Raw genomic sequence first — 17,927 nt, forward strand, 5'->3', positions numbered from 1 at the left:
TAGTTATCTATAGCCTAATTTTGTTTTAAGCAATTGTTTAAAAGATTTAATAACATATTTAATATCAATAATATTACTTTTAAAATAAAGTTTAATAAGGTTTTTTAAATCATTTAAATTTATATTTTTTAAATTATTTAAATAATTATTGATTGCATTTTTTGTTTCAAACTCAAACTTATTCTTTTGTAAAACATTAGTATAATGTAAAATTTCAATCCTGTTAAAGATAATACGATTTCCTTTGTGTTGTTGCGTAACTCCTTCGCCATGCCTTCTATATGTGCACATAACTTGATTTAAAAATTTTATTTTTTTATTACCTAAAATTAATGGATAAAGAGTTATATCACCGCTTGCTGCTTTAGAAAACCATGTAGGCAAAGTAACATTATCATTTCTAAATACCACACTAGCAGTTGCCATAAATGGTCCATTTAACAAGTCTGCCATATTATAATCGTATTTAGTAATTAACATGTTATTCCAGCTAAATTGGCTATTAAACTCTATATTTTGCGCTGCAGTACTATTATCCCATTTTATTTTAGCTTCATGAAAACATATTCCATAATCGGGATTAGCTTCCAAAAAATCAACTTGCTTCTGTAATTTTAAAGGATCTGTCCAATAGTCATCACCATCCAAAAGAGCAATATATTTCCCTTTACAATTATTTAAAATATTGGTAAAATTATATAATCGCCCTTTTAATTCTCTGTTTTTATAATAATTATCACCAACCTCTCGCTTTAAAAGGTTAAATGTTACTTTACTATTTGTATTTTTTTTTATTACTTTTTTTATAACATCTAATGAGTTATCTGTAGAAAAATCATCTCCAATAACTACTTCAAATGCAAAATTAGTTTGTTGTTTAATTATACTCTGCATAGCTTCTTCGATATACAAACCATGATTGTAACATTGTAATCTAACACTAAGCATCATAGCCAAAAAGTTTTAAAGATGATCCAGCTATAGTATTAAATTCTTTAATTTCTAAAGCTGTTAATTTTTCTCTGTAAATACCAACATTATTTTTATCTAAGGGTTTTAATGTTTTTAATTTCCAGGCTAACGTTTCTTTAGGTTCTATTTGTTTTAAAGCATTTTCTTTATAGAATTCTAACATTTTATCTTCATAACTTAAATTAAATTTATCTAATATTTTAGAAAGCACCCCTTCTGGATTTTCTAATAAATCTTCATATCTAACCACTATATAATTTAGATTTTCTTTATAGAAACTATTTATATTTAGGTTGTTTGTTTGCCATTGTTGAGCTATTTCAGCAATAGAAAAAGGTAGATTAGGCTTATATTTATACGTATTAGAAATTTTATTAATCTCTCTATACGAGTGAACTATATCCCGACCATCTCTAATTAAATGAATTGCAAAACTATTCGGTATTATAGCATCTAATTCTTGAAGGTGATGTATATAATAATTGTTTTTATCTCCTATAAATAATGGATTCTTTCCTTCAAGACTAGCATAACTTCGGTAAACACATTGCGCCAATGCTGCGTAATTTACTGGTTGCTCTTCTTCTATACTGTTAATTATTGTTTGACTACTTACGTTCCATGTTTCAAACTTTTTGGATTGTTGTACATCTTGAACAAACGCATTAATATCTATCGCGTTTAAATTAGTAGCATTCCACGATTTATATTTAGGTTCTAGCCATAATAAAAAACCACATTCTGGAGGAACTGTTATTTGCGAATGACTATTTAGTATTAATCGCAATAAACTTGTACCCGATCTCGGATTTCCCAAAATATAAAATTGCTGAACTTTCATATATTACTTCCTATAATATTAACAATGCGTAGTACATCTTTTTCATTTAGACCAACATACAAAGGCAAACATAAAACACGTTTACTTATAGATTCAGATATTGGCATAGATTGCCCTTTTACGTACTCTAATGTATTTAAGGAAGGATAAAAATAACGTCTAGGTATTATTGATTTTTCTGCTAAAGCTTGTTTTACTTGTAACAATTGCTTTTCATCATTAAAAATCACGGGATAATAGCTATAGTTCCATGTGGTATATTTTCTAATTTTAAGTAATTGTATGTTCTTGTTTTCAAAAGCTCTATTATAAGCAGCTACTACCTGTTTACGCTCATGTAATATTACATCCATTTTTGGCAAAACAGCCAAGCCCATTGCTGCCTGTGGTTCACTCATTTTTGCATTAATCCCCAAACCATTAAAAATATCTGGACCATCATGCCCAAAATTATGATGTAAAAACATGCTTTTATAATAATTTTCTTTACAAAACAACGCACCACCTTCTCCGGTATGAAACAATTTGGTAGCATGAAAACTGCAAGTACTTACATCTCCATAATTAAAAAGCGATTCGCCTTTATACGTAACGCCAAAACAATGTGCAGCATCATAAATAACTTTTAACTGGTGCTTTTCAGCAATGGCTTCTATGACTTCTACGTTACAAGGATTACCAAATACGTGGGTAGCTAATATGGCGGAAGTTTTTGAAGTAATTGCGGCTTCAATCTTCGTTTCATCGATAGTTAAATATTCTGGATGTATATCTACAAAAACTGGTGTACATCCTTCCCAAACAATACTAGATGTGGTTGCTACATAACTAAAAGGAGTTGTTATAATTTCCCCTTTTAACGCTAAAGCTTTGATAGCAATTTGCAATGGCAAGGTACCATTAGTCATTGCAATTATATTTGGCGTTTCTAAATATGATTTTAATGCAGCCTCCAATTCTTTTACTAAAACACCTCTATTGGTCATCCATCCTGTGTCCCAAGCTCGCTCTAAAATGGCTTGGTATTCCGTTTGTGGTGGTAAGAATGTTTTGGTGACGTTTATCATAAGCTATCTTACTTTTGGTTTTGCAAAACAAATGGTTTCTTCTGCATGAATAGTATAATGCCCTATAAATATTTCATAATCTAAATTTAAATCTAAAATCCAATTCGATATTGTAGCTAAATCATGAATACTATGATATATAGCTATAGCTAGTTTGGGTCTAAACTTTTTTATAGTTTCGATAGCTCCTTCTAATGCTATTGGTTCAGCACCTTCAATATCCATTTTTATAAAATCTAGTTTATCTATTGCATGATTCTTAACAAAATCATCTATGGACACCGTTTTAGCAGTTCCTGTCTGACCTTCAAATGGTTCAAACAAGACTTTACTTCCCGGCCCATTATCTTTAAAATAAATTAAGTCGCCGCTATTATTAGAAACTGGATTAGAGATTAGTTCTATGTTTGATAGCAAATTGGGATTTAATTCTGTATTTATTTTAAATAATTTTAAGTTATCCGGAATAAACTCAAAAGAATAAACTTTTCCATTATTACCAACTTTATGTGCAAAGTATAATGCGGTATCTCCCCAACATCCGCCAATATCTAAAACCACGTCTCCTTCCTCTGCTTCAACAATTACTTCGTTTTCAATTTTATATGCATATTGCTCAATTAAAAAATCAACAGCAACTCTAGACTGCGAAAAATAAAATTGAATATCGTAACCCGCAGGATTTAAATTAAACTTATACAACATAAAGTGCATAAAGTTTGGGTCATAAGCATCGTTATAATCTGCTAATGCCTTAGCAGTCTCAATAGCTTGCCAGTAACCATCATTATTTCTTGGTAATTTCACTTTCTTAGACCCTAAAACCCTATAAGCCAATAAATCTATAAGTAAATCTCTATCTAAATTACTAATGTTATTCCAAGTATTTTCAAACTCCTTAATAAATGGATTAACTAGTTCTCTTCCTTTTTCTAGGTATTGTTTATATTCTGGATGATAATTAAGTATGTTTTTTATTAACTTTTTAAGCTTCTTCGTTAAGGTGCTTTTTGCCTCCTTTTTATATTCACCAAATCGATGTGCATCATAGTTTTCAACACCAAAATTATTGGATAAAGATTCTATTATTTTTTTATCTAATGCTTTTCTAAATAACTCCATTGGTAATTAAATATTATTTATTATTTCTGAATCTAATAAAAAGGGGGTCCACATTTGTTTGTCATGATTTATGTTTATAGTAATCACCTTGTGTATTTTATAGTAAGTATTAAAAGAAGGTTTTTCTGAAGCATTCAATGTAATATGGTAAACACCTTTAGATAAGTATACATTTTTTAATAAAAATGAAAAATTAAGATCTATATTTCTATCAATTCTTTTTAATTTCTGACCTTCTGGATATATCTCGGCTACAGCTCTTTGCTCTTTATCATAAACTACTAATGAAATAAAGGGTGTTTTCAATAAATTATGATTTTTTATTTTAAAATTTAATTGAATAGTATCTCCCCATTTTACATCGTATATATTATTTTTAAATAATACTCCTTCTACAGAAGCATCTATTAAGTTCAATGAATTATCTGTAAACACGACATCGCAATCCTCTCCTGTTAAAAATTTATTGTAATATAAGTCTATTCCTTTAGATACATTTTCGTCTTGGTATTTCGATTGTCCTTTATCCATCAAAATTACTTGAGTACAAATTCTAGATACCATAGGCATATTATGACTTACAAAAATAACTGCAGTACGTGGCAAAATGGTATCAATGGTTTTAAAACATTTTAAAATAAAACCTAAATCTCCCACCGCCAATACCTCATCAATAATCAACACATCGGGTTCCATTTGTGCGGCTACAGCAAAGCCCAAGCGCACTTTCATTCCCGAACTATAATGCTGTACCGGCATGTCTATAAATTCTTCTAGCTCTGCAAAGGCAATAATTTCTTCCAGCTTGCTATCTATCTCTTTACGCGTAAAGCCTAAAATAGCACCGTTGTTGTAAATATTTTCGCGCCCACTTAATATCGGGTTAAATCCAGCTCCTAATTCTATTAAAGCGCCTACTCTTCCTTTTATGGTTACTTTTCCAGCATCTGGGTTTATTAAGCCGTTAAGTATTTTTAATAGTGTAGATTTTCCTGCGCCATTATGCCCTATCAAACCTAAACATTCCCCACGACGGAGTTCAAAATTAATATCTTTTACTGCCCAAAATTCCTTAGGTCGCAAGGCACTATTTGCACTAGTACCACGTATACCATCTATTAAATCTTGAACACCATACCAAAGTCCAGTTTTAAGCTCTTTGCAAAACTTTTTGCTTAGTCCTTCTACGGTAACCAAAACCTCTCCTTGGGTACTTATGGTTTCTTCTTTAGACATATAACTTTATATCACACATGGTTACTATTCCTTTATTCGTAAAACGTATTTCTTCCATCTTATCTGCTTTCCTTTTCACTTTTAACTTATCACTTTCAACTTTCAACTTTTCCCTTTTCACTTTCCTCTTTTCACTTAAACCTTTAAGCACTCAAACGCTCCACAATAATAGGAATAGAAATACGATAAATAATTAAACCTAAAAACAACAAAGGAATACAAGCCAGCATTACGAACATAAAATAAGTTAGATGTACAGGTGTAAACCCAACTACTAAATCTCTAGCAGTTAATACCAATGGTGTAATAGGATTCCAGGTCATTAGCGTATGCATAATACCTGTTTTTGGTATGGCATATACTACCGGAGTAACATACATTAAAAATTGTAAGCCAAAGGTGATGATTTTCCCTATATCTTTATACAACAAACCTAATGGCGTTATAAATAAACCGAGGGTAGTACCAAACAAAACAGCACCCAAAATAGCTATTGGGAATAATAACAGGCTCCAATGAAAACCAACACCATAAATAAATACAAACAAAACCAATAAGATAATTTTAATAAAACTATCGAACAGGAGTTTATAGATACCAGAGACTATTAGCGCTTCTTTCGGGAAATTTATTTTGGTTAAAATACCTTTTGCGGCATTGGTACTTTGCATAGGGGAATTAATAGCAGCTACAATAATAGACCAAATTAAGGTTCCTGAAAAAGCATATACTGGATATGGGATTCCGGTATCCGATAAGGTTATTGTACCACTATTATTTAAAACAATCCACACCAAAGCAGTAGCTAGAGGCATTATAAATGCCCAAACAATGCCTAAATACGATTGCCGGTATTGCGCCTTAATATCGCGTTCTGCTAATTGTCTAGCTAAAAAGCGCGAAGTATAGATATCTTGAAGACTTGCTTTTAAAAGCGCGCCAACTTTTATAGTACGTTCTTTTTGGTAAACCCGAGTTTCTAAAGCCATAGGTGGTTACTAGTATAAAGGAAAAGCTCCTTTTTATTTGGTTGTCGCTAATATAAACAATGAAGTGCTAATAATGAAAAATTATGAATTGAAAAGCCTTTTTTATGCCCTGTCTATATATTCGCTGTACTGCTATTCCCAGAAAGGAATAAATAGCAATTTCACAAAGGCACTTTTTAAAGTATTTCCCACGGTGCTAAATTAATCTAAGAATAAGAAGATAGTCTTTTGGTTCTTTTACATATTAGCTATTAAACGCCTTCCATGTAATCTCTAAACCTTCACCAACCGTAAATTCAGGCGCATAGTCTAATAGTTTTTTTGCTTTAGAAATATCGGCTAAAGAATCTCTAACATCGCCTTGACGTGTAGGTCCATAAATAGCTTTTATATTGGTGTTCGCTGCTTGGTTTAAAGTATTCCATAAGTAATTCACACTAATACGCTCGTTACAAGCTATATTAAAGACTTCGTTACTTGCTGCTTTACTTGCAAACATGCCTTTTACGTTTGCTTGTACTGCATTAGCGACAAAAGTAAAGTCTCTGGTTTGCTCCCCATCACCATGAATAGTTGGTGCTTTTCCATCTTTTAATGCTTGCATAAATAACGGAATTACTGCGGCGTAGGCACCATTCGGACTTTGTTTTGGTCCGAAAATATTAAAGTAGCGAAAGCCTATTACATCGGTATTGTAGGTTTTTCCAAAAACATCAGCATATAATTCGTTTACATATTTAGTTACCGCATAAGGCGATAATGGTTTACCAATAGTTTCTTCTACTTTAGGTAATGCTTTACTATCCCCATAGGTAGAACTGGAAGCGGCATATACCATACGTTTTACAGAATCACTTTCTTTTAATGCAATCAACATATTTAAAAAACCAGATATATTCACAGCATTCGTAGTTGCTGGATCGGCTATTGAACGCGGTACAGAACCTAATGCGGCTTGATGCGAAACATAATCGATATCTAGCATCGCTTTTTTACAGGTGGCTATATCTCTAACATCCCCTTCTAATAATTCGAATGCGGGATTAGACATAAATTCCGTAAGGTTTTCTCTATAGCCATTGGAAAAATTATCTAGTACGCGCACTTTTTTTGCTCCGAATTGCAATAGATATGCAACAAGATTAGAGCCTATAAAACCTGCTCCTCCGGTGACTAAAAAATTGAAATTAGATAAATCTTGCGTATGATATGCGTTTTGGTACATGGTATTTAAATTTTATGCGTCATTGCGAGAAGCGCAGCGTCGCGGCAATCTGTTAATTATTTATCGCGATGATGAGATTACTTCACTACTTTGACTATGGTTATAACAAAGACAAACCTGCCGTCTAGCCTTCCTTGCCAGCGCGCCGGCTCACCCCTTCGCTAAAATTGTCCACAGGACTATTATTTTACGCTTGATTATCCTTTAATTAAAGGCAAGAGCTAAAAAAAACGTTATAATCTTCCGTCTACCATATCTTTAGGTAGCAAGGACTTCACATCAAAAATAACCCCGATAGGAGATTTTAATTTCTGTAAATCTAATTTTATAAATTCATTATGAGATACGGCTAAAATAATAGCATCGTAATTAGCGCTTATTTCTGTTTTAGAACACAACAAATCAAAACCATATTCGTGCTTTACTTCTTCTGCCGAAGCCCAAGGATCAAATACATCTACATCTACGTGGTAGGTTTCTAATTCCTTGATAATATCGATCACTCTAGAATTTCTAATATCGGGACAGTTCTCTTTAAAGGTAATCCCTAAAACCAAGACCTTAGAGCCTTTAATAGTAGCGCCTTTCTTAATCATCATTTTAACGGTCTCCTGCGCCACATAGCTTCCCATGCTGTCATTCATTTTACGACCTGCTAAAATAATTTCAGGGTTATACCCAGACTCGATCGCTTTTTGCGCTAAATAGTACGGATCGACACCTATGCAATGTCCGCCAACCAATCCTGGTGTGAAGTTGATAAAATTCCATTTGGTGCCTGCGGCTTCTAATACCGCTTTAGTGTCTATATCTAATAATCTAAAAATTTTAGAAAGCTCATTTACAAAAGCAATATTGATATCGCGTTGGGAGTTCTCAATTACTTTTGCAGCTTCTGCTACTTTAATAGATGGTGCTTTGTGGGTTCCTGCAGTGATTATCGATTTATACAAATCGTCTACCACAGTAGCTATTTCTGGTGTAGAACCAGAGGTTACTTTTAATATTTTAGTAACGGTATGTTTTTTATCGCCTGGATTAATTCGTTCTGGAGAGTAGCCTGCAAAAAAGTCGGTATTAAAGACTAAACCCGATTGTTCTACTAAAATAGGAACGCAAATATCTTCGGTAACTCCAGGATAAACGGTAGATTCATAAATAACAATATCTCCTTTTTTTAATACTTTAGCAACCGCTTCACTCGCTTTTATTAATGGCGTAAAAATAGGTTTGTTTAAACTATCTGTTGGTGTAGGAACCGTGACGATAAAAACAGTCGATTGCGCTAAATCCTCTGGTGTATTGGTTATATACAGTCCTTTAGATTCTTTGGTATTGGTAACCAATACTTTTTTAAGTGCTTCGGTTTCTACTTCTAAGGTTTTGTCTTTTCCTTCTTTTAATTCTTGAACTCTGCTCGTATTGATATCAAAGCCAACAACTATATATTTTTTTGCGAATTCGACCGCCAAAGGCAAGCCAACATACCCTAAACCAATAACGGTTATCTTATGGTTTTTCATTATTTTTTTAATTGATTAATAGCGTTAACGAATATATTAAATACTTTTAATAAATGCCTTAGCTTTTTTAAATAATGACTTTTTAGAGTCTTCGTGATAGGCATTTCCATACACACCATAACCGTAACCATAGCCATAACCATAGCCATAACCATAATTATGATTCGTTTTATGTTTGTAAAAGTTAAGTACAATACTGATGTTCTTCACTTCTCCTGCGCGATACTTGGCATTAATTAATTGCAACATCCCTTTTTTGGTATAATCTAATCGTACCATAAAAATAGAAGCATCTGCATACTGCACAAGCTCTAAAGCATCGGTAACCAGCCCTAAAGGCGGCGTATCTAACACGATCATATCATACTCTTGGCGTAACTTACTTATTAAAGCCTCCATTTTATCGCTCATTAATAATTCGGAAGGATTTGGTGGTATAGGCCCAGAAGTAACTACATCTAAATTATCTATTTTGGTATGATTGATTACTTCATCAAAAGTACTGTCCCCAATAAAATAATTTACTACTCCTTTTTCATTGGTTAAATCAAAGTCATCAAATATTTTTGGCTTCCGTAAATCCAGCCCTAATAAAATGGTTTTCTTACCAGACATAGCATATACGGTAGCAATATTAATAGAACAAAAGGTTTTACCTTCTCCACTTACCGAAGAGGTGACTAGGATCGTTTTTCCGCCTCCTTCATGATCCTTTAATTTGTTTTTATAGAAAAACTGCAAGCTAGAACGAATGGCTCTAAAAGATTCTGCTACTGCCGATTTAGGCTTTTCAAATACCACTAAATTATTAGGATATTTGTATTTCCCTATTAAGCCTAGAATAGGAATGCCGGTTAATTGCTCTACTTCATCGGAACCATGAATGGTATTATCTAAAAGGAAAAGAACAAAGATGAGGAACAAAGGAATAAAGAAACCAAGCATCAGTCCCATCATATAATTTAAAGAGGTATTCGGACCTATCTTTCCGCCTCCTATATCTTTTGCTTCATCTACAATAGAAATATCAGAAATATTAGCTGCTTTTACAATGGCAGCCTCACTGCGTTTATTCATATAGATATCATACGCTTCTTGGCTGATATCTAACTTTCTTTGAATTTTTAAATACTCTTGTTGGTCTTCCGGGAGCCCACTCAACTTCGCATCCATATTTGCAATGTTCCTATTAATCGTTCCTAATTGAATATTAATAGTACTAATCGTCGATTTAATCGTTTCCAGCAGGACATTTTTTTCTGCATCTATTTGCCTATCGATGTTTTTAAAGATCTCCGATTCCTCACGAGTAGTATATTCTAAACTTTTTCGTTCAATGGCTAAACCTGTTATTTTCTTAACGCTACTTAAAATATTTCCTTCGGTTATACCTACAGAAGTTGGTGCTGCTATATTGGTATAGTCTGTTTTGGTTTGTAAATAACTTTGTAACCTATTTAGATAATTCAGCTTGGTTTGCTCCTGCTCTTTCTGGCTTTCAAAGGTTTTTAATCTCCCTGAAATATCGGTCATTTCTGCACCAACATCAAACACCTTATTTTTCTTTCTAAAGGTATTCATTTCCTGAGTAAAATCCTTTAAGCTGGTATCTACCGCTGCTAAGCTACTATCAATAAATTTAATAGTATTAGTAGCGTATAAATTTTTACGTTCTAACTCGGTGCGACTTAAAATAGCAGCAGTAGTATTTAAGTAATCTACTATTTTAGCTTTATTAGTACCTGCTAATGATAACTTTAATACTGGGGAGTTGGTAGAATTAAACGAACCTACGTTAACACTATTTTTATAAGAATGTACAACACCATCAAAATTCTTAAACAAGATATAAAATTCGGTTTCCGGTTTTATTATTTTATCTTCTCTAAGCTGAATGGTTCCATTAAAAAAAGGCAAAACAACAGGTTCTCCTAGGCTATACTTCTTTGTGAAAACACCGGAAGGTGTAGTAATAGAAACAAATTCTTTGGTATCATAACGTTGTCCGCGACCACTAGTTCCTTCATATGCTGTAAAAACTTCAAATTCGGTAGCGTTTAGAAAACGAATACCAATATACTTACCAAGTACCTGCGGTTTAGAAAGATCTAAATCCACACGAAAGGGCGCCTTTTTGTAAATATCCAATTTTCTGTATTTACCTTCTACCAGATAATCCATATAAAACTGAAGGGAGTCGACTACCTTTTCATTATGGGTTCTCGTTTTTAAAGTGGTAATGGTTTTTCCCATTTTACCAGAAACACCTCCCCAATTAAAAGAGATACTAGTATTGGCAGTAAAAAAAGGATTTTGATCGTTCTCTACACTAATTAAAGAGTCTAATTTATAAACGTTTTGTTTTCTTACATTTATCAAATACGCTACAATTAATGCAGTACCAATACATAGAAGCACAAACTTCCATAAATTAATAACTTTAAACAAGAAGCCTTTAAAGTCAAAAGCAACATGATTAGATTCAAAGGATTCTAAATCATCAAATTCATTGTAGGCCATAACTTATAAACGGTTAAATAGAATAATAGTGGTAGTAATTAAAGACAAAACCGTTGCCACTGCGCCAATATTTTGCAATGCATTGGTTCCTGTACCCCAAGCTTTTTGTCGTAATGGTTTCACATAAATCATATCATTAGGTTGTATATAATAATATGGCGATTGCATCACATTAATATCAGTTAAATCGAGATGGTGAATTTTTTGTCCTTGTGGATATTGTCTAATAATCAAAACATCTTTCTTATCTCCCGTAACTGGTATATCTCCAGCGTTTGCTACTGCTTCTAAGATATTAACACGTTCTTGAAACAGTATTTTAGTCCCTGTATTTCCTATTTCTCCAGTGGTAATGTATTTTAAACCGGTAAGTTTTACAGTCACAAATATATTAGCAGTCTCTTTAAACTCTTCTTCTAGTAGCTTCTTCTCTATCATCTGCTCAATCTCTTCCGTAGTAAAACCTAGAACATTCATTTTCCCTAAAGTTGGTATCCTAATATTACCATGTATATCTATAGTAAACCCATCAAAGTAAGATTTTTCCACACCACTTGCATTTAAATCTCCATTCCCTATGGGATTAAAAATCTGCACATTATCTTGATCTAAGGCTTTTACACGAATGTTTAAGATATCGTTAATTTGAACGCGATATGGCTTTTGTTGTTCTACTATAGCTTGCAAAGAATCTATAGCACCTTCCTTTTCTTGAATATATAAAGTGTCTTTATGTGGAATACAAGAACTGACAAACACAGTAATTAGTAGAGAAATTGTAAGAAGTAATCTCTTCATTTTTGAAATTTAATGTTTTGTAACAAATATAACTTTTCAAGAGGAATATAAAAACTTATGGAACTTTTTTTGGTTTTTTGTACGTTATTTGTAAAAAATATAAAATTTGAATTATCTAAACGTAGAAAATATATCGAAATCATACGGAGAGCTTACGCTTTTTGAAGACATTTCTTTTAGTATTCATAAAGACCAAAAAGTAGCATTTGTAGCTAAAAACGGAACCGGTAAAACTTCCATTCTAAATATTTTAGCAAATCTAGATGAACCAGATACTGGTCAAGTAGTTTTCAGAAAAGATATCGTCGTTTCTTTCTTACCACAAGAACCAATTTTAGACCAAAATCTAACGATTGAAGAAACTATTTTTAGTTCGGATAATGAAATTCTAAAAGTGATTCAAGCCTATGAAAAAGCACTTTTAAATCCGGAAGACGCAGAAGCCTATCAAAAAGCTTTTGAGAACATGGAAATACATAATGCTTGGGATTTTGAAACACAATACAAACAAATCTTATTCAAGTTAAATTTAGAAGGTTTTGATCAAAAAGTGAGCACGCTTTCTGGTGGACAAAAAAAACGTCTTTCTTTAGCGAATGCATTAATTAACAAACCAGATTTACTAATCCTGGATGAACCTACCAATCATTTAGATTTAGAAATGATTGAGTGGTTAGAAGCCTTTTTTGCAAAAGAAAACATTACCCTTTTTATGGTAACGCATGATCGCTATTTTTTAGAGCGTGTATGTAATGAAATTATTGAATTAGACCAAGGCGAATTATTCTCTTATAAAGGAAACTATTCCTATTATTTAGAGAAGAAAGAGGAACGCATAAACATAGAAACCGTAGAAACGGGTAAGGCAAAACAACTCTATAAAAAAGAGCTTACCTGGATGCGTAGACAGCCAAAAGCAAGAACGACAAAATCTAAATCTAGAATAGACGATTTTACCGAAATAAAACACAGAGCACATCAACGTAGAAACGACCATGAGATGCAGCTAGAGCTGAACATGGAACGCCTTGGAACCAAAATTATCGAGATCCACAAAATATCGAAATCTTTTAAAGACAAAGTGATATTAGACCAATTTGAATATAACTTTCAAAAAGGGGAACGTGTTGGTATTATTGGTAAAAATGGAACTGGAAAATCTACCTTTCTAAATATTCTTACGCAAACTGCACAACCAGATTCCGGAAGAATCGTCATTGGTGAAACCGTAAAGTTTGGATACTATACGCAAAGCGGAATTAATATCAAACCAAATCAAAAGGTTATAGATGTTGTTAGAGAATTTGGCGATTATATTCCACTAAAAAAAGGAAAACAAATAAGTGCACAACAACTTTTAGAACGTTTTCTTTTCGATAGAAAAAAGCAATATGATTTTGTTGAAAAACTAAGTGGAGGAGAACGAAAAAGGCTGTACTTATGTACGATCTTAATCCAAAACCCAAACTTTTTAATTCTGGATGAGCCTACCAACGATTTAGATATTGTAACCTTAAATGTTCTAGAAAGCTTTTTATTAGATTTCCCTGGCTGCCTAATTGTGGTTTCTCACGACAGGTATTTTATGGATAAAATTGTAGACCACCTTTTTATATTTAGAGGCGAAGGTGTTGTGGAAGATTTCCCTGGTAACTATAGTGATTTCAGAGCGTATGAAGATAGCCAACCTGCTATAGAAGAAAACGCGGACGATAAAAAAGAAAAGAAATCTTGGAAAAAAGAAACGAAAACAAAGCTGTCCTACAATGAGCAAAAGGAGTACAAAAACATGGAAAGCAAACTAAAATCTTTAGAGTTTGACAAAAAAGAATTAGAAGCTAAATTTCATGACGAATCATTAACTCAAGAGGAAATCGCAGCCCTTTCTGATAAATTGCAAAATATTATAACAGAAATGGAAACCAAAGAAGCACGTTGGTTTGAACTTATGGAAAAAATGGGAGAGTAAATTGGCTGTTAGCTATTAGCATTTAGCCTTTAGCCTTTAGCATTTAGCCTTTAGCAAAAATTGTCATTCCGAGTGATTTTGTCAGTTCGAGTGAAATTGCATTTTTTTATGCAATTTTGTATCGAGAACCAATACTAAAACCCTTCCGTCTTTGATTTCTTTTACGGAAATCAAATCCACCTTCCCTTGAAAAAAGGGAAGGAGTTTTGTGATTTGGGGTTCATTCTCGGAATAGCTTTTAGCTTTTAGTTTTTAGTTTTTAGTGAAGATTGTCATTTCGAGTGATTTTGTCAGTTCGAGTGAAATTGCATTTTTTTATGCAATTTAGTATCGAGAACCAATACTAAAACCCTTTCGTCTTTGATTTCTTTTACAGAAATCAAATCCACCTTCCCTTGTAAAAAGGGAAGGAGTTTTGTGATTTGGGGTTCATTCTCGGAATAGCTTTTAGCTTTTAGTTTTTAGCTTTTAGCAAAAATTGTCATTTCGAGTGATTTTGTCAGTTCGAGTGAAATTGCATTTTTTTTATGCAATTTTGTATCGAGAACCAATACTAAAACCCTTCCGTCTTTGATTTCTTTTACGGAAATCAAATCCACCTTCCCTTGAAAAAAGGGAAGGAGTTTTGTGATTTGGGGTTCATTCACGGAATAGCTTTTAGCTTTTAGCAAAAATTGTCATTTAGAGCTTGCCAAGAAATCTTTTTTTTAACAAATTACGGATAACGGAACACTAAAGATTGAAGACTGAACAATGATGATTAATAACGGAAACCAATGTCAGTTCGAGTGAAATTGCATTTTTTCTATGCAATTTAGTATCGAGAACCAACTATAATTTAAAAACAGAGGTCATTCCGAGCTTGTCGAGAAATCTTTATTCACCTTTTAACTTTTTAACTTTCAACTTTTTTTTATCTTTTCACTTTTCACTTTTCACTTTTCACTTTTCACTTTTGCCTTAAACCATGCTATACCAAGTCAAACAATACTTTAAATTCTTAAAAAAATCCACCAACCAACATGGTGTGCATTCTCCGTTTGTATATGATCTAATAACCAAATGTTTTTATGACAAGACAAAACATAAAGATTATACTATATTAAAACAGTACCGAGAAAAACTATACCAAAACCACACAACAATATCGGTAACCGATTTTGGCGCTGGAAGTCGCATTTTTAAATCCAACGAAAGACAAGTTTCTAAAATTGCAAAAACAGCAGGAATACCAAAAAAAAGAGCACAACTACTCTACCGAGTCACAAATTATTTCCAAATAAAAAACAGCCTCGAACTTGGTACTTCTCTAGGTTTAGCGACTGCCGCATTGCATTTAGGAAATAAAAACGGAAACACAACAACTATGGAAGGCTGCCCAGAAACCGCTAAAACAGCAAAACAACAATTGGAAGCTTTCCATTTTAAAAACATAGACCTTAGAATTAACGATTTTAAAACGGAATTAAAGACACTAAAAAACACAAACTTCGATCTTATTTACATCGACGGAAACCATCAAAAAGAAGCGACTTTAAACTATTTTGAAATTTTGTGCAACAACGTTCATAATGATTCGGTACTCATTTTTGATGATATCCATTGGTCCGCACCAATGGCAGCAGCTTGGCAAGAAATTAAAAACCATCCACAAGTTACAGTAACCGTAGATACCTTTTTCTGGGGAATCGTATTTTTCCGTAAAGAACAAGTAAAAGAACATTTTACAATTAGAGTGTAACAACTTTTGTTAAAATGCGTCTTACATTTATATATATATTTTAACTTGTAGCAACAAAAAATAAAAGATGAGTAACGTTATTGAAATTAAAAATATTATTCGCGATTTTAAACTAGGCACAGAAACAGTTCATGTTTTAAAAGGAATAGATTTAAATATAGAACGTGGCGATTATGTAGCAATTATGGGACCTTCTGGTTCCGGAAAATCTACATTAATGAATCTTTTAGGCTGCTTAGACACACCAACTTCTGGAAGCTACTTGTTAAACGGACAAGATGTTAGTCAGATGTCCGACGACCAACTTGCAGATATTCGTAATAAAGAAATTGGCTTCGTTTTTCAAACCTTTAACCTATTACCAAGAACCACAGCTTTAGACAATGTGGCGCTACCAATGGTTTATGCAGGGAAATCGAAATCAGAACGTCATGCTCGTGCTGCCGAAGTTTTAACAAACGTAGGCTTAGCAGATAGAATGGACCACAGACCTAATCAACTTTCTGGTGGGCAACGCCAGCGTGTTGCGGTTGGAAGAGCTTTAGTAAACAATCCATCTATTATTCTTGCCGATGAGCCAACAGGAAACTTAGACTCTAAAACCGGATTAGAAATAATGGGTTTATTTGACGAAATCCACAAAGCAGGAAACACGGTTATTATGGTTACACACGAAGAAGAAATTGCAGCGCATGCACATCGCGTGATTCGTTTACGGGATGGTGTTGTAGAAAGTGATACTAGAAATAGGTAGTTTAGTTTTTAGTTTTTAGTTTTTAGTTTTTAGTGAAATTGTCATTTCCAGCCTGTCGAGAAATCTTTTTACCTTTTAACTTTCAACTTTTGCCTTATATGCTTTTGCCTTACCTGCTTTTGTCTTTTCCCCTAATACATGTCAGTTCGAGTGAAATTGTAATTTGTTCTGCAATTTAGTATCGAGAACCAAAGAGAAACCCCATAACCATGTCCCCTTGAGGGTTATCAAAATGAAAACATATTTTCATCAAAGACACCCAACAAAGCCAATTAGAAAAACCTCAACACGAAGCAACCTCGCAGCAATGTCCCCTTGAGGGGAATTTAGGGGTGTTTTTCAAAAAAAACATAGCATCATTAAAGATACCGAGCATCACTCTTTATGGGTGTTTTTCAAAAAAACATAGCATCATCAAAGATACCAAGTATCGCTCTTTATGGGTGTTTCACTTTGCCTTTTGTCTTTCCCCCTAACACATGTCAGTTCGAGTGAAATTGCTTTTTTTTCTGCAATTTAGTATCGAGAACCAATACTAACTAAAGACATATACAAACCCTTCCGTTTTTGATTTCTTTTATTGAAATCAAATCCACCTTTCCTTGAAAAAAGAGAAGTAGTTTTATAATTTGAAGTTAATTTATTTAATAGTTTTTAGTTGAAATTGTCATTTCGAGCGTGCCGAGAAATCTTTTTTCTTTAATCTTTGTAAAACTGTCATTTCGAGCACAGTCGAGAAATCTCATTTTTATTTGGGCAATTTATTTTTGGCAGAAAAAACCAAAAATAGCCACGCTTTTCGTTTCTAGTTTTGTAAAACCATAAATAGAAGTTTTACAAAAGCTAACCACTACAATCCTTATTGCGGGGAAATCCTAAAAGCACTTTTCTAGCTGCCAAGATACAGACCATACGTAGTGATTAAGCACCAAATTTAAAAATGCGCTTTGCTTATTTTACGCCAAACCATCCGATTTTTCGTTCGCACGAAAAACCACCTTCCTTTAGCTAAAGGAAGGAGCAGTAAACAAGTATCTTTTTAGTTATTCTAGTTATTTCACAAGAGTAATCACCCAAACCTGTCCCATAAGAATTATCGAAATGAAAACATATTTTCATCAAAGATACCTAACAAAGTCAATTAGGAAAACCTCAACACAAAGCAACCTC

At 33.0% G+C, this 17,927-nt stretch carries 13 protein-coding genes; 3 read left to right on the forward strand and 10 right to left on the reverse strand.

Annotation, left to right across the window (positions count from 1 at the left end):
• Positions 1-3: 3 nt before the first annotated feature.
• The 10 genes from ACVCZW_RS01310 to ACVCZW_RS01355 form a co-directional block, all read right to left on the reverse strand.
• On the reverse strand, positions 4-951 hold the full coding sequence (locus tag ACVCZW_RS01310) for a glycosyltransferase family 2 protein (RefSeq protein WP_452231457.1): 948 nt from the start codon (positions 949-951) through the stop codon (positions 4-6).
• Positions 941-1,813, reverse strand: a complete 873-nt coding sequence (locus ACVCZW_RS01315) for a sulfotransferase family protein (RefSeq protein WP_452231458.1) — start codon at positions 1,811-1,813, stop codon at positions 941-943. Before ACVCZW_RS01315 ends, ACVCZW_RS01310 begins: the two co-directional genes overlap by 11 nt.
• Entirely contained in the window at positions 1,810-2,880 is a 1,071-nt protein-coding gene (locus ACVCZW_RS01320; protein WP_452231459.1) for a DegT/DnrJ/EryC1/StrS family aminotransferase, read from the reverse strand. The genes ACVCZW_RS01315 and ACVCZW_RS01320 overlap by 4 nt, the downstream gene beginning before the upstream one ends.
• Before the next feature lie 3 nt (positions 2,881-2,883).
• Positions 2,884-4,002 (reverse strand): FkbM family methyltransferase, encoded by a 1,119-nt coding sequence (locus ACVCZW_RS01325; protein ID WP_452231460.1) that lies wholly within the window; start codon positions 4,000-4,002, stop codon positions 2,884-2,886.
• A gap of 6 nt (positions 4,003-4,008) precedes the next feature.
• Entirely contained in the window at positions 4,009-5,238 is a 1,230-nt protein-coding gene (locus tag ACVCZW_RS01330) for an ABC transporter ATP-binding protein (RefSeq protein ID WP_452231461.1), read from the reverse strand.
• A 143-nt stretch (positions 5,239-5,381) separates the two neighbouring features.
• The gene (locus ACVCZW_RS01335; protein ID WP_452231462.1) at positions 5,382-6,227 is read right to left on the reverse strand and encodes an ABC transporter permease; all 846 of its coding nucleotides are present in this window, start codon (positions 6,225-6,227) and stop codon (positions 5,382-5,384) included.
• 244 nt (positions 6,228-6,471) lie between these two features.
• Entirely contained in the window at positions 6,472-7,452 is a 981-nt protein-coding gene (locus tag ACVCZW_RS01340) for an SDR family oxidoreductase (RefSeq protein WP_452231463.1), read from the reverse strand.
• Positions 7,453-7,685: 233 nt separating this feature from the next.
• A complete protein-coding gene (locus ACVCZW_RS01345) occupies positions 7,686-8,975 on the reverse strand; it encodes a nucleotide sugar dehydrogenase (RefSeq protein ID WP_452231464.1) in 1,290 nt (429 codons plus the stop codon).
• A 36-nt stretch (positions 8,976-9,011) separates the two neighbouring features.
• Positions 9,012-11,495, reverse strand: coding sequence for a polysaccharide biosynthesis tyrosine autokinase (locus ACVCZW_RS01350; RefSeq protein WP_452231465.1), 2,484 nt, complete (start codon positions 11,493-11,495; stop codon positions 9,012-9,014).
• A 3-nt stretch (positions 11,496-11,498) separates the two neighbouring features.
• Positions 11,499-12,293 carry a polysaccharide biosynthesis/export family protein gene (locus ACVCZW_RS01355; RefSeq protein WP_452231466.1) on the reverse strand — a complete coding sequence of 265 codons (795 nt, stop codon included), beginning with the start codon at positions 12,291-12,293 and terminating at the stop codon, positions 11,499-11,501.
• 106 nt (positions 12,294-12,399) lie between these two features.
• Between ACVCZW_RS01355 and ACVCZW_RS01360 the strand changes: the two genes are divergently transcribed.
• From ACVCZW_RS01360 to ACVCZW_RS01370, 3 genes are all read left to right on the forward strand, one after another.
• Complete coding sequence (locus tag ACVCZW_RS01360; protein ID WP_452231467.1) at positions 12,400-14,262, forward strand: ABC-F family ATP-binding cassette domain-containing protein; 1,863 nt, start codon at positions 12,400-12,402, stop codon at positions 14,260-14,262.
• A 967-nt stretch (positions 14,263-15,229) separates the two neighbouring features.
• Positions 15,230-16,003, forward strand: a complete 774-nt coding sequence (locus tag ACVCZW_RS01365) for an O-methyltransferase (RefSeq protein ID WP_452228097.1) — start codon at positions 15,230-15,232, stop codon at positions 16,001-16,003.
• A 67-nt stretch (positions 16,004-16,070) separates the two neighbouring features.
• A complete protein-coding gene (locus ACVCZW_RS01370; RefSeq protein ID WP_452228098.1) occupies positions 16,071-16,757 on the forward strand; it encodes an ABC transporter ATP-binding protein in 687 nt (228 codons plus the stop codon).
• Positions 16,758-17,927 lie beyond the last annotated feature (1,170 nt).

This window comes from Lacinutrix sp. MEBiC02595, assembly GCF_053601555.1.

What these genes read in the sequence shown, in the direction of transcription:
- ACVCZW_RS01310 (WP_452231457.1), bottom strand. Translation starts at nt 951, where the DNA reads ATGATGCTTAGTGTTAGATTACAATGTTACAATCATGGTTTGTATATC.
- ACVCZW_RS01315 (WP_452231458.1), bottom strand. Translation starts at nt 1,813, where the DNA reads ATGAAAGTTCAGCAATTTTATATTTTGGGAAATCCGAGATCGGGTACA.
- ACVCZW_RS01320 (WP_452231459.1), bottom strand. Translation starts at nt 2,880, where the DNA reads ATGATAAACGTCACCAAAACATTCTTACCACCACAAACGGAATACCAA.
- ACVCZW_RS01325 (WP_452231460.1), bottom strand. Translation starts at nt 4,002, where the DNA reads ATGGAGTTATTTAGAAAAGCATTAGATAAAAAAATAATAGAATCTTTA.
- ACVCZW_RS01330 (WP_452231461.1), bottom strand. Translation starts at nt 5,238, where the DNA reads ATGTCTAAAGAAGAAACCATAAGTACCCAAGGAGAGGTTTTGGTTACC.
- ACVCZW_RS01335 (WP_452231462.1), bottom strand. Translation starts at nt 6,227, where the DNA reads ATGGCTTTAGAAACTCGGGTTTACCAAAAAGAACGTACTATAAAAGTT.
- ACVCZW_RS01340 (WP_452231463.1), bottom strand. Translation starts at nt 7,452, where the DNA reads ATGTACCAAAACGCATATCATACGCAAGATTTATCTAATTTCAATTTT.
- ACVCZW_RS01345 (WP_452231464.1), bottom strand. Translation starts at nt 8,975, where the DNA reads ATGAAAAACCATAAGATAACCGTTATTGGTTTAGGGTATGTTGGCTTG.
- ACVCZW_RS01350 (WP_452231465.1), bottom strand. Translation starts at nt 11,495, where the DNA reads ATGGCCTACAATGAATTTGATGATTTAGAATCCTTTGAATCTAATCAT.
- ACVCZW_RS01355 (WP_452231466.1), bottom strand. Translation starts at nt 12,293, where the DNA reads ATGAAGAGATTACTTCTTACAATTTCTCTACTAATTACTGTGTTTGTC.
- ACVCZW_RS01365 (WP_452228097.1), top strand. Translation starts at nt 15,230, where the DNA reads ATGCTATACCAAGTCAAACAATACTTTAAATTCTTAAAAAAATCCACC.
- ACVCZW_RS01370 (WP_452228098.1), top strand. Translation starts at nt 16,071, where the DNA reads ATGAGTAACGTTATTGAAATTAAAAATATTATTCGCGATTTTAAACTA.